Raw genomic sequence first — 13,779 nt, 5'->3', positions numbered from 1 at the left:
GAAGGGAAAAAAGTATTTTTGCAGTCAATTGAATACGCAACGTTTTTTTATCGAATTATCCTATGACGGGACAGCTTATCACGGTTGGCAGACACAGCCCAACTCGGTAACCGTTCAGCAGGAACTGGATAAAGCACTCTCTGTTTTTTTCAGGCAGCCGGTAATGACCCTTGGCTGTGGCAGAACTGACACAGGTGTACATGCCAGCCGGTTTTTCGCACATATGGACCTGCAGGGAATCACTGAATCTGCAGCGTCGCTCGCTATTGGAAGCATCAATGCCCTTCTGCCTTATGCGATTGCCGTAAAACGGATTTTTAAGGTTGACGATACAGCACATGCACGGTTTGATGCAACGTCAAGATCCTATGAGTACCATTTTCATTTCCATAAAGATCCTTTTAAACTGAACCGTTCCTGGTTGTATAAAGCCAGACTGGATGTGGCAGCGATGAATGCCGCCGCTGCAATGTTATTGAACTTCACTGATTTTACCAGCTTTAGCAAAACGAATACGGATACTGCTACCAATAACTGTAAAATTACAGCGGCATATTTCCTTGAAACCGAAGAAGGTCTTATCTTTAAGATTTCTGCAGATCGTTTTTTGAGAAATATGGTGCGCGCAATTGTGGGTACACTGGTTCTCGTGGGCCGGAATGAAATCAGTTTCCCGGAACTTGAAGCAATAATAGAGAGTAAAAACAGGAGTAATGCCGGTCAGTCAGTACCTGCATGCGGACTCTATCTGGTGAACATCATTTATCCTTTTGTAAATTAATTATGTCTAAAATAACCGGTGATGCGTTTAATGTAAACCTGTTGAAAAGAATCTTTCAATATGTAAAGCCTTACCGCGGGATATTTATCTGGTCCGTTATCCTTACCATATTACTTGCCATCGTTGCGCCGGTAAGGCCTTTCCTGATTAAGTATACGCTGGACAATTATATTCTGAAAGGACAGTACCATGGCCTGCTGGTGATGACCATTGTTATGCTTGTGTTGCTGGTGTTACAGAGTGCGATTCAGTACAGCCATACCTTGTTGACAAATACCCTTGGCCAGTCAGCCATACGTGACCTGAGGATCAACGTATTCAATCACATCACTACCCTGAGGCTGAAATATTTTGATAAAACACCCATAGGTCAGCTCATTACACGTACAGTGTCCGACCTGGAAACGATCTCTGACATTTTTTCTGAGGGGCTGATCGTGATCATAGGAGATATTCTGCAGGTCATTGCCATTATCGGGGTCATGTTTTACGCGGACTGGGCTTTAACGCTGATGGTACTGCTTCCCATGCCGCTGCTGATCATTGCAACCTCAATCTTTCAACGCTCTATTAAGGCGGTCTTCCAGGAAGTAAGAACAGAGGTTTCTAACCTGAACACCTATCTGCAGGAGCATATCACCGGAATTTCGATCATTCAGTATTTTGCACGGGAAGAGCAGGAGTACCTCAAATTTAAAAAGATTAACAAGCGCTATCGTGATGCCAACATCCGTTCCAACTGGTATTATTCTATTTTCTTCCCGGTTGTAGAAGTGATCTCAGCAATGTGCCTGGGCCTGCTGGTTTGGTATGGTGCAAAGAGCATTCTTGCTAAACCACTCGGCGTTACCCCGGGTACAATAGCAGAATTTATCTTGTACATCAGCATGCTTTTTAAGCCGATCAGGGAACTGGCAGATAAGTTCAATACGCTGCAGATGGGTATGGTAGGTGCAGAACGTGTCTTCAGGGTGCTTGATACAGATGAGAGGACAATCAATAAGGGGACTTATGTACCCGAAAAAATGGAGGGGAATATTTCCTTTCATAAAGTATGGTTTGCCTATAACGATGAAAATTATGTGTTGAAAGACCTTAGTTTTAATGTTAAGGCCGGGCAGACCGTTGCTATGGTAGGGGCTACCGGTGCCGGAAAATCTTCTACGATCAATATCCTGAACCGGTTCTATGAGATCCAGAAAGGCGAGATTAAGATAGATGGGGTCAATATCCAGGAGTATGAACTGAGTTATCTGAGAACCAGCATTGCCACGGTACTTCAGGATGTATTTCTGTTCTCTGACACCATCTTTAACAACATCACTTTGAATAATCCTCAGATTACCATGGATGAGGTAGTTGATGCTGCGGTGAAAGTTGGGGCGCATGACTTTATTGAAAGGCTTCCGGGTGGGTACCAGTATAATGTGATGGAAAGGGGGGCTACCCTTTCAGCCGGGCAGGCCCAGCTGATCTCCTTTATCAGGGCCCTGGTCTATAACCCCTCCATCCTGGTGCTGGACGAGGCTACTTCCTCCGTAGATACGGAAACCGAAATACTGATACAAACGGCAATCGATAAACTAATGAAGGGGCGTACTTCCATTGTGATTGCCCACCGCCTGTCCACTATACAAAAGGCGGATCAGATCATTGTGCTCGATAAAGGTGAGATCATGGAAACCGGCAACCATCAGGAACTGCTGAAGTTAGATGGTTATTATAAACGGCTTTATGATCTGCAGTTTCATTCTGAGGGCATCGCTAAGTAGCATTCTTGTTTCTTTTCATTAATGTTTGAAATGCATTTGGCATTCCATGCAATAATCTTAGATTTGCATAAAAAATTATAGATACATGAGTGTTTTAGTAAATAAAGATTCAAAAGTAATTGTACAAGGTTTTACCGGAAATGAAGGTACTTACCATGCTTCACAAATGATAGAATACGGAACTGACGTAGTTGGCGGGGTAACACCTGGTAAAGGCGGACAAACTCATTTAGACAGACCGGTTTTTAATACGGTTAAAGATGCGGTTGATCAGGCTGGTGCGAATGTATCTATCATCTTTGTTCCACCTGCATTTGCTGCAGATGCCATCATGGAAGCTGCTGAAGCTGGAATTAAAGTTATTGTATGTATTACTGAAGGTATCCCTACAAAGGATATGATTCAGGTTAAAGAATATATTGCCGGAAGAGATTGCCGTTTAATCGGTCCTAACTGTCCGGGAGTGATCACTGCTGATGAGGCTAAAATTGGTATCATGCCAGGTTTTATCTTCAAAAAAGGTACCGTTGGAGTAGTTTCTAAATCAGGTACGCTGACTTATGAAGCTGTTGACCAGGTAGTAAAAGCAGGTTTAGGTATTACTACAGCTATCGGTATCGGTGGAGATCCAATCATTGGAACAACTACTAAAGAAGCTGTTGAACTGCTGATGAACGATCCTGAAACTGAAGGTATCATCATGATTGGTGAGATCGGCGGTGGTATGGAAGCTGAAGCTGCACTGTGGATCAAAGAAAATGGTACAAAACCGGTTATAGGCTTTATCGCCGGACAAACTGCTCCCGCGGGCCGCAGAATGGGTCATGCCGGTGCAATTGTTGGTGGTGCTGATGATACAGCTGCTGCAAAAATGAAGATCATGGCTGAATGTGGTATCCGCGTAGTAGAAAGTCCGGCTGAAATCGGACAGGCTATGGCAGACCTGCTGAAAAAATAATCCTTCTAATCATTATATTAAATGAGGCTTTCCATTTTGGGGAGCCTTATTTTTTTGCTATGCACATCAAGATATTGTCAATTTGTCTAACAGGCACGCTAAAATCTGAGTTTTGCTGTTAAACGTATATAATAGCTAATACACCGACAGATGATCAATAAATTAATCTTAATCATGGGCTTTGTCATGATGACCGGCCTCATAGCCTGTGCCCAGAAACAGGACAAAGAGAAAACCACTAAAACTACCGGAACTATGGGATGGAATAAGCTAACAAAAGAAGAGGAGGATGTGATTGTACGCAAGGGAACGGAATATCCGGGTACCGGGAAACTGTTGAACAATACGGCGAAAGGTACCTACACCTGCAAACGTTGTAATGCGGCGCTTTACCGTTCCGAGTCGAAATTTGAATCAGAATGCGGATGGCCGAGCTTTGATGATGAGATCAAAGGTGCCGTGATCCGGATCCCTGATGGGGATGGATCGCGTACAGAAATTGTATGCGCAAATTGTAAAGCACACCTTGGACATGTATTCTTAGGAGAGGGGTTTACAGCAAAAAATACACGTAACTGTGTCAACTCAGTTTCAATGAATTTTGTTCCCGATAAATAGGGTCTAAAGACCCGTAAACCGCATAAATGCCCGATGATCAGCTCATTGGGCATTTTTTGTTTGGAAGCTTGGGTATTTTTTATATATCTTTGGCAGTTCACCAGCAAAATTAAATATGAAATATTGTTTGCTTTTATTGAGTATGTTCGTGTTTTTTCAGGTTGACGCACAGTCAGACCCAACGGAGCCGGCCACCGGCACAAATATTGTAACACGGATAAAAACAGGACTCGCAACCTATTACCATAGAAAATTTGAAGGACGAAGAACTACCAGCGGTGCAAGGTACCGCGCTAAAAAATTTACCTGTGCTCATATGAGCCTTCCCCTGGGAACAATTGTCACTGTTACCAATCTTTCCAACGGAAAATCTGTAGAAGTTGAGGTCAATGACAGGGGGCCACATAGCAAGCGTTATATTATTGACGTTTCTGAAGGCGCGGCCAAAGAACTTGGGTTTTTTAACAAGGGTCAATCCCAGGTCTCCATCAGCTACGGAAACCCCTCTTAATATTGAATTTTCAGGCTATAAAGTCAGATTTACAAATGTTATTAACATTTGCTGCACGGCAGTATGTGGCAACAGAAAATCAATAACAAGTTTACAAAGTAATTTATCGGTAATTTTTTCCCCTGAGTGTGGATAATTACGCCCTCTTGTTAACAACTATTGCTAACGTTTAAAAGCCTCAAAGTTTATATTTGTTTAACAAGAATCCTGAGAATTTCACCAATATATTATTGGCTAAGGATTTAATATTTAATTGTTTAACGTTAGATAATAAATCTATTTATTTTAATCTTTTTGATTTTGGTAATGAAGGCCGATGATAATGGGTTTGCAGGAATCTCGACGCTATTACATCATACATCATTTAAAATATACCCATGGAAGAAGAAGTATTACTGAAAGAGAACAAAGATCGCTTTGTCCTGTTGCCAATCAAGTACCCGGCAATCTGGGAAATGTACAAGAAGAGTGAAGCTAGTTTTTGGACAGCAGAAGAGATAGATCTCTCCGACGATCAGAAACACTGGGACAACCTGAATGATGGAGAGCGTCACTTTATCTCCCATATCCTGGCTTTTTTCTCTGCCAGCGATGGTATTGTCAACGAAAATCTTGCTGTTAATTTTATGAGCGAGGTTCAGCTTCCTGAAGCACGCTGTTTCTATGGTTTCCAGATCATGATGGAAAATATCCACTCCGAAACCTATGCGTTGTTGATTGATACCTATATCAAAGACGAAACAGAAAAGGACAGGTTATTCCATGCCATTGAAACAGTTCCCTGTGTAAAGAAAAAAGCAGAGTGGGCCTTAAGATGGATTGACGGCGGAAACTTTGCAGAACGCCTCGTAGCTTTCGCTGCTGTTGAGGGGATCTTCTTCAGCGGAAGTTTTTGCTCTATCTTCTGGCTGAAGAAACGTGGGTTAATGCCGGGATTAACCTTTAGCAATGAACTGATCTCAAGAGACGAGGGCATGCACTGCGAGTTTGCCTGCCTGCTTTACAAAATGTTAAACACCAGACTTTCCCAGGAAGCGGTACATGGTATTATCAAAGATGCTGTGGAGATAGAAAAGGAATTCGTTACGGATGCATTGCCGGTGGCGCTGATTGGAATGAATGCCAAGTTAATGTCCCAGTATATAGAATTTGTAGCCGACAGATGGTCTGCAGAACTTGGATATGATAAAATATACAATGCCACTAACCCGTTTGATTTCATGGAGATGATCTCTTTGCAGGGTAAAACCAATTTCTTTGAAAAACGTGTTGGTGATTACCAGAAAAGTGGAGTACTTACCTCATCAGAAGATAAAGCTTCGGCTTTTTCGCTGGATGATGATTTTTAATATTTACAGCTGCCCTTGCCGGTAAGTATTGATGAACTAAATAATTTAAAATTTATTGCCAATGTTGGGCGTTGCCTTGAACAGCACTGAATAAGCAATATAAAACCCTAAGAAAATATGTTTGTAGAAAAAAGAGATGGTCGCAAAGAAGCGGTGCGGTTTGACAAGATCACTGCCCGCATCGAAAAGTTGTGTTATGGCTTTAATGCTGAATTGGTTGATCCTATAGATGTAGCCAAGAAAGTAATTGAAGGTTTGTATGACGGTGTTACAACATCAGAATTAGATAACCTTGCTGCTGAAACTGCCGCCTCTTTAACCACGAAACATCCTGATTATGCACTGCTGGCATCCAGGATCGCGGTATCAAACCTTCATAAAAATACGACCAAATCGTTTTCTAAAACGATGGAAATGTTATACCGCTATGTAGACCCTAAAACTGATAAATCAGCCTCACTGATTGCTGATGATGTTTGGGAGGTAATTCAGAAAAATGCCGATATTTTAGACAGCACAATCATATATGACAGGGATTTCGGATTCGATTATTTCGGGTTTAAAACACTTGAAAAATCTTACCTGCTGAAAATAAACGGGATCATCGTTGAACGTCCGCAGCATTTATATATGCGTGTGGCTGTAGGTATTCACAAGGATGATATCGATAGCGTAATCGCCAGTTATAACCTGATGAGCGAACGCTGGTTTACACATGGGACCCCTACGCTGTTCAATGCGGGTACACCAAAACCTCAGATGTCATCCTGCTTCCTGCTGACGATGCAGGATGACAGTATCGAAGGTATTTATGATACCCTGAAACAAACCGCAAAAATTTCGCAGAGTGCCGGCGGAATCGGGTTGAGTATTCACAATGTGAGAGCTACGGGCGCTTATATCAGCGGAACAAATGGAACCAGCAATGGTATTGTTCCGATGCTGAAAGTATTTAACGATACAGCGCGTTATGTAGACCAGGGTGGAGGCAAGCGAAAAGGTGCTTTCGCCATCTACCTGGAACCATGGCATGCTGATGTTTTCTCTTTCCTTGACCTGCGTAAAAACCATGGTAAAGAAGAGATGCGTGCGCGTGATTTGTTCTACGCACTCTGGATCTGCGATTTATTTATGCAACGTGTGGAAGATAACGGCGAATGGAGCTTGTTTAGCCCTGATGAAGCACCGGGACTGGCTGATTGCTGGGGTAAAGAATTTGAAACGTTATATGAGCGTTATGAGAAAGAAGGCCGTGCCCGTAAAACCATTAAAGCACAGGAATTATGGTTTGCGATCCTCGATTCACAAATTGAAACCGGAACACCGTATTTATTATACAAAGACGCTGCAAATGGCAAATCAAATCAGCAGAATTTAGGAACGATCAAAAGTTCTAACCTGTGTACTGAAATCATGGAGTACAGCTCTAAAGATGAAGTTGCTGTTTGTAATCTGGCTTCCCTGGCCTTACCACGGTTTGTAATCAACGGAGAATTTGATCACCAGAAATTATATGATGTAACTTACCAGGCTACTTTAAACCTGAATAAGGTAATTGACCATAACTATTATCCAATAGAAGAAGCAAGGTATTCTAACATGCGCCACCGGCCTGTGGGTTTGGGTGTGCAGGGATTGGCTGATGCTTTTATCCTGATGCGTCTGCCTTTCGAAAGTGACGCAGCAAAAGAACTGAATAAAGAGATCTTTGAAACGATTTACTTCTCTGCAATGACTGCCTCTCATGATCTTGCCCTGAAAGACGGTGCTTACGAAACCTTTAAAGGGTCTCCGCTGTCAGAAGGGAAGTTCCAGTTTGATTTGTGGAATGTAAAACCCGCAAGTAACCGCTGGAATTGGGAAGACCTGCGTGCTAAAGTAGTGAAAGACGGTGTCCGCAACTCTCTGTTAGTTGCTCCGATGCCTACTGCTTCAACTTCACAGATTCTTGGAAATAACGAGTGTTTTGAGCCTTACACTTCTAACATCTATACCAGACGTGTATTGAGCGGCGAGTTTGTTGTAGTAAACAAACACCTCTTAAAAGACCTCGTTTCTTTAGGCTTGTGGACACCGGCAATGAAAGACAGGATCATCCTGGCCAACGGTTCTGTGCAGGATATTGCTGAAATCCCTGATTATATTAAAGAATTGTATAAAACAGTTTGGGAGATCAAAATGCGGAGCATCATAGATATGGCAGCCGATCGTGGTGCTTATATCTGCCAGTCGCAATCACTGAACCTGTTCATCAACGCACCAAATACCTCTAAACTTACTTCAATGCACTTCTATGCATGGAAGAAAGGTTTGAAAACCGGTATGTATTACCTGCGTACTCAGGCAGCTTCTCAGGCAGTTAAATTTACAGTAGAGAATCAGGCTGGTAAAAACATGGAGCCGGTAATACCTGAAGTAATTGAACAGGTAGTGGAAGAAATCACTGACGGCCCCGTTTGTTCTATGGAAGACGGCTGCGTAAGCTGTTCAGGATAATCTAAATCTCATAAAATTATGTGTATAGGTACGGTAATTGATTTTACCGTACTTTTGTATTTTAATAGCATCTGAAAATGGCCAAGCACGAAATCATACCCTGCGAGCGCTGCGGTTCTGCAATAGAGTGTAAGGCCAATTCTTACACAAAATGCCAGTGCAGCGTGGTGCATCTCGATCTGAACGAGGTGCAGTATATCAGTGAGCACTATGACAGCTGTCTCTGCGCCAAATGCCTGTTTGAATTGCAGCAGGAATATAAAGATAGCCTGGTATCAGTAAGGTAGTCTATTATAGAAATCTATATTTTCTATACACGTTTATATAGAAAAATATAGGTTTCGATATTTTCTTTAACTTTGCACCACAAAAATTCATAGAATGGCTAAAGTACAAGTTGGATTGGTGCAGATGAGCTGTACCAGTAACAAACAAGAAAATTTAGATAAAGCAATTGTAAAGATCCGCGAGATCGCCGCACAGGGCGCACAGGTGGTTTGCCTGCAGGAACTTTTTACATCGCTCTATTTCTGCGACCAGGAAGATTACGAAAACTTTAAACTTGCAGAAACTATTCCCGGCCCCTCAACAGATGTTTTGTCTGCCGTTGCCGCTGAACTCAATGTAGTGATTGTTGCTTCCCTTTTTGAAAAAAGGGCCGAAGGATTATACCACAATACAACAGCTGTTCTGGATGCTGATGGTACTTACTTAGGTAAATACCGGAAAATGCACATTCCTGATGATCCCGGCTTTTATGAGAAATTCTATTTTACTCCGGGCGATCTCGGTTATAAGGTATTCAACACCAAATATGCAAAAATTGGCGTCCTGATCTGCTGGGACCAGTGGTATCCTGAAGCTGCCCGTTTGACGGCGTTGATGGGTGCGGATTTCCTGGTTTATCCTACCGCTATCGGATGGGCAACTACACAGGACGAAGGAACAAATACAGAACAATACAATGCCTGGCAGACCATTCAGCGTTCACATGCAATCGCAAATGGCGTTCCGGTAGTAAGCATCAACCGTGTTGGTGAAGAAGCAGGTGTTTCTTTCTGGGGCGGATCATTTGTATCTAACCCGTTCGGATCTCTGCTGTACCAGGCCTCACATGATAAAGAAGAATTAAAAGTTGTAGAGCTGGACCTGACCCTGTCTAACAGCTACAGGACACACTGGCCTTTTTTACGTGACAGGAGAATTGACAGTTATTCACAAATTACCAAAAGATATATTGATGACGAGTCTATTTGATCACTCGCCGAGGAGAGCCGGCTACCGCTTTCCGGCAGAATGGGAAAAACATGAGGCTACCTGGCTGACATGGCCTCATAAGGAGGCTTCCTGGCCCGGTAAAATTGACGCCATCTATGCACCTTACTGCGAGTTCATCAAGGTTGTTGCTACAGGAGAGAAGGTAAGGATCAATGTAAATGATGAAGCTACCAAAGCTTTTGCCATCACAAAACTGACGGAAGCCGGAGCAGATCTGGATCAGATTGAATTTTATTTTAATCCGAGTAACGATGCCTGGTGCCGTGATCACGGACCTGCGTTTCTGGTCAATCCTGCATCTGATCAGAAAAAGGTGATTGTAGACTGGGACTATAATGCCTGGGGGAATAAATACCCTCCTTATGAGCTGGATGATGTGATTCCTACAAGGATCGGCGATCATTTTCAGCTGCCGGTATTTAATCCCGGTATTGTGATGGAGGGCGGCTCTGTTGAATTTAACGGCGCCGGTACGATCCTGACATCAAGGGCCTGTCTTTTAAACGAAAACAGGAATCCTCATTTGAACCAGGAGCAGATAGAAGAATACCTGAAGGAATGTTATGGTGCCCTGCAGGTGCTTTGGGTAGGCGATGGTATTGTTGGCGATGATACTGACGGGCATATCGACGACATTACCCGTTTTGTAAACCCAAATACCGTTTTAACAGTGGTGGAATCCAATCCGCTGGATGATAATTATATCCTGCTGAAAGAAAATCTCGAAGAGCTGAAAGCGATGCGTTTGATCAATGGCATGCCGCTGAATATTATTGAGCTGCCCATGCCTTCACCGGTAATCCATGAGGATACACGGCTGCCAGCCTCTTATGCTAACTTTTATATTGCCAATGCAGCAGTTATTGTACCCGTATTTGGCGATGTTAACGATGCTATTGCACTAAAGATTATACGTGAGGCGTTTCCGGAAAGACAGGTTGTTGGTATAAACTCAGTAGATATTATCTGGGGCTTAGGCAGTTTTCACTGTCTGAGCCAGCAGGAACCAGCTATTTAATCAAAGGCTCTATCTTACAATTAGCCGCCGGAGGTGACCTGAGAACCATTAACGAACAATAAGTAACTCGAAAAAACATAAACTAAACAGATGAAATTATTAGAAGGAAAGACAGCATTAGTAACCGGTGCTTCAAAAGGGATAGGCCGTAAAATTGCTGAAAAGTTTGCTGAACAGGGGGCAAATGTTGCTTTTACCTATTTGTCTTCAGTGGAAAAAGGGGAAGCCCTTGAACACGAACTGCAGTCATACGGAACCAAAATTAAAGGCTACCGATCTGATGCATCCCAATTCGATGAAGCAGAAAAACTGATCAGTGATATTGTTGCTGAATTTGGCACCTTGGATATCGTTGTAAATAATGCCGGTATCACTAAAGACGGTTTGCTGATGCGCATGAGCGAAGAGAACTGGGACGATGTCATTAACGTTAACCTGAAGTCTGTATTCAACCTTACGAAAGCAGCTTCCAAAATCATGATGAAAAACCGCAAAGGATCTTTCATTAACCTCAGTTCAGTAGTAGGCGTGCAGGGAAATGCCGGTCAGGCAAATTATGCGGCATCTAAAGCTGGTATCATAGGTTTTTCCAAATCTGTAGCCAAAGAGCTGGGATCAAGAAATATCCGTACCAATGTTGTTGCTCCCGGTTTTATCCGCACAGAGATGACAGAGGTACTGGATCCTAAGGTTGTAAAAGGCTGGGAAGAAGGAATTCCGCTGAAGAGGGCCGGAGAGCCTGAAGACGTAGCAAATGTTTGCGTATTCCTGGCCTCAGACATGAGTTCATATATTACCGGACAGGTATTGTCGGTTTGCGGCGGTATGTTATAGGCGCAGAAATGAAATCACATACAGGCGTCGGGGATTTTCCCTGACGCTTTTTTTTTGCATCTTTACTTTCAGGCAATGGGCAATTCATTCAATTTTAATTCATTTGCAGCACTTCTCTTTTGTGTACTGGCGGGAGTTTTCTTTGCCTGGCTGCTGTATGGACGGTCTTCCGTTCTGGAAAGATCACTGAGAATATCTTTGGCCGTGTTCAGGGCAGTCACAGTATCGCTTATTTTATGGCTTTTGTTTTCGCCGCTGATCAGACAGATAAGTTATACATTGGAGAAACCTATAATAGTCATTGCACAGGATAATTCGCAATCTGTGGCTGCGGTAGTACCTGCAGGATTTGATAGTGTAGAGTATAGGAAAGCTCTTCAGCGGCTCAGGGAAGAGCTATCGGATAAGTATGATGTCAGAGTATATTCCTTTGGCGATCATGTCAGTAAAGGACTTGATTTTAGCTATAAGGGCAAGCTGACCGATGCTGCTGCTTTAATCAGCCAGTTGACCGATGAACTGATGAACCGGAATGTAGGGGCTGTGATTCTTGCCACTGACGGGATCTTTAACAGAGGAGGGAATCCTGCCGGAGATATTGCAGCACTAAAGGCTCCTGTTTATACCATTGCTATGGGTGACACCGTGGCACAAAAAGATGTGCTGATCGCTAATGTGAACAGCAATGAGCTGGTTTACCTGGATAATGATTTCAAAATTGAAGTTCAGGCAGATGCCTACCAGTGTGCAGGAGTAGAAACGAAACTTACTGTCACTGAGCATGGGGAAAAGCTTCATGAAGAACTGATCCGGCTGAACGGAAATCAGTTTTCAAAGAATATACCGGTTTCACTGAAAGCATCGAAACTGGGTATCCACCAGTATACAGTGAGCCTTTCTCCGGTAAAAGATGAAATCTCTGTGAAGAACAACAGTCAGCGCGTGATCGTGGAAGTGATTGACGACAGGCAGAAAATACTGATCGCTGCTGCGGGGCCACACCCTGACCTTGCGGCGCTGAGAGAAGCTATTACACAAAATAAGCACAATGATGTGTCTCTGGTTACAGGAGAACAGCTGAACCGTATTGATCCTGCATCATACGGACTCGTTATTCTCTATCAGCTACCCGCCCTTTCCTACGATGCAGATGCATTTATGAATAAGGCCCGGGCGACCAAAGTTCCCCTTTGGTACATCGTGGGAGCGCAAAGTAATATCGGGCAGTTTAACCGGTTGCAAAACAATGTGAATATCGCAGCCAGCGGAAGAGCCCTGGTATATACTTACAGTGATATCAATACCGGCACATCTGTCTTTGACCTGGATGCTGCCTCTGCAAAAATCATTGAAAATTTTGATCCGCTGCAGGCGCCATCCGGACAGTTGAGCGTATCCGGAGATTCCAAGGCCGTTTTAAACCAGCGCAGGGGGAAACTCCGCAGCAGCGACCCGCAATTATTCTTTATAAATATGGATGGCCGTAAATTGGGTTACCTGATTGGAGAAGGATTGTGGAAATGGAAATTTTCGGAGGCCAGGGAGAATGAACAAGTGCCCGTATTTACCTCACTGATGAATAAAATTGTACAGTATCTCTCTGTCAGGGATGATAAAAGAAAGTTTATAGTGCGCAAAGCTAAACAGGCATTTGATGAAAATGAACACATTCTGATCAATGCAAGTTTATACAATGACAGCTATATTGCTGTAAACACTGCTGACGCGGGCATTCAGCTCCATGATGAAAATGGTAAGGCTTATCACTTCAGCTTCTCTAAATTTGAGTCGGCCTACCGGCTCGATGCAGGTATATTGCCGCCGGGCAACTACAGCTACGTGGCAAGTACAACCCTGGGTACACAGAAATATGTTGCTAAAGGTTCGTTTTTTATCAATGCACTCCTTGCAGAATTCCAGCAGACCGTGGCCAACCATCAGCTCCTGTACCAGCTATCCAGGCAGACAAATGGTAAGTTATACCTGCCGGATCAGTTAGGGGCCTTGAAGGAAGAAATGATAAAAAGCCCGCAGATGAAGACCCTGAGTTATGAAGACCGTAAGTATGAGGAACTGGTCAACTTCAAATGGCTGTTTGTACTGATCCTTATACTGCTCAGTGCGGAATGGTTTTTACGAAAAAGAAACGGAGCGCTATAGCACC

12 protein-coding genes are annotated in these 13,779 nt (G+C 43.3%); all 12 read left to right on the top strand.

The features are described 5' to 3' along the window. The first annotated feature begins 28 nt into the window (after positions 1 to 28). The 12 genes from truA to BLW16_RS03630 all read left to right on the top strand — a co-directional run bounded on the left by truA (position 29) and on the right by BLW16_RS03630 (position 13,775). Positions 29 to 781, top strand: coding sequence for a tRNA pseudouridine(38-40) synthase TruA (truA, locus tag BLW16_RS03685; protein WP_090555244.1), 753 nt, complete (start codon positions 29 to 31; stop codon positions 779 to 781). A gap of 2 nt (positions 782 to 783) precedes the next feature. After that, positions 784 to 2,553, top strand: a complete 1,770-nt coding sequence (locus BLW16_RS03680; protein WP_090555243.1) for an ABC transporter ATP-binding protein — start codon at positions 784 to 786, stop codon at positions 2,551 to 2,553. Between the two features lie 85 nt (positions 2,554 to 2,638). Beyond that, positions 2,639 to 3,511, top strand: coding sequence for a succinate--CoA ligase subunit alpha (gene sucD / locus BLW16_RS03675; RefSeq protein ID WP_090555242.1), 873 nt, complete (start codon positions 2,639 to 2,641; stop codon positions 3,509 to 3,511). 150 nt (positions 3,512 to 3,661) lie between these two features. After that, positions 3,662 to 4,129 carry a methionine-R-sulfoxide reductase gene (locus BLW16_RS03670; protein WP_090555241.1) on the top strand — a complete coding sequence of 156 codons (468 nt, stop codon included), beginning with the start codon at positions 3,662 to 3,664 and terminating at the stop codon, positions 4,127 to 4,129. A 115-nt stretch (positions 4,130 to 4,244) separates the two neighbouring features. Next, the gene (locus BLW16_RS03665; RefSeq protein WP_090555240.1) at positions 4,245 to 4,640 is read left to right on the top strand and encodes a septal ring lytic transglycosylase RlpA family protein; all 396 of its coding nucleotides are present in this window, start codon (positions 4,245 to 4,247) and stop codon (positions 4,638 to 4,640) included. Positions 4,641 to 5,017: 377 nt separating this feature from the next. After that, entirely contained in the window at positions 5,018 to 5,989 is a 972-nt protein-coding gene (locus BLW16_RS03660; RefSeq protein WP_090555239.1) for a ribonucleoside-diphosphate reductase small subunit, read from the top strand. Positions 5,990 to 6,106: 117 nt separating this feature from the next. Beyond that, positions 6,107 to 8,485, top strand: coding sequence for a ribonucleoside-diphosphate reductase subunit alpha (locus BLW16_RS03655; protein WP_090555238.1), 2,379 nt, complete (start codon positions 6,107 to 6,109; stop codon positions 8,483 to 8,485). 77 nt (positions 8,486 to 8,562) lie between these two features. Next, positions 8,563 to 8,772 carry a cysteine-rich CWC family protein gene (locus BLW16_RS03650; RefSeq protein ID WP_090555237.1) on the top strand — a complete coding sequence of 70 codons (210 nt, stop codon included), beginning with the start codon at positions 8,563 to 8,565 and terminating at the stop codon, positions 8,770 to 8,772. A 94-nt stretch (positions 8,773 to 8,866) separates the two neighbouring features. Next, positions 8,867 to 9,742 (top strand): carbon-nitrogen hydrolase, encoded by an 876-nt coding sequence (locus tag BLW16_RS03645; protein ID WP_090555236.1) that lies wholly within the window; start codon positions 8,867 to 8,869, stop codon positions 9,740 to 9,742. Next, entirely contained in the window at positions 9,726 to 10,781 is a 1,056-nt protein-coding gene (locus BLW16_RS03640; RefSeq protein WP_090555235.1) for an agmatine deiminase family protein, read from the top strand. Before BLW16_RS03645 ends, BLW16_RS03640 begins: the two co-directional genes overlap by 17 nt. A 90-nt stretch (positions 10,782 to 10,871) precedes the next feature. Continuing rightward, entirely contained in the window at positions 10,872 to 11,615 is a 744-nt protein-coding gene (gene fabG / locus BLW16_RS03635) for a 3-oxoacyl-[acyl-carrier-protein] reductase (protein WP_090555234.1), read from the top strand. 75 nt (positions 11,616 to 11,690) lie between these two features. Further along, positions 11,691 to 13,775 (top strand): vWA domain-containing protein, encoded by a 2,085-nt coding sequence (locus tag BLW16_RS03630; RefSeq protein ID WP_090555233.1) that lies wholly within the window; start codon positions 11,691 to 11,693, stop codon positions 13,773 to 13,775. The last annotated feature ends 4 nt before the right edge of the window (positions 13,776 to 13,779 follow it).

Origin of the sequence: Pedobacter hartonius (genome assembly GCF_900107535.1) — a bacterium.
Lineage (GTDB): Bacteria > Bacteroidota > Bacteroidia > Sphingobacteriales > Sphingobacteriaceae > Pedobacter > Pedobacter hartonius.
This window is presented reverse-complemented; position numbering and strand designations above follow the sequence as displayed.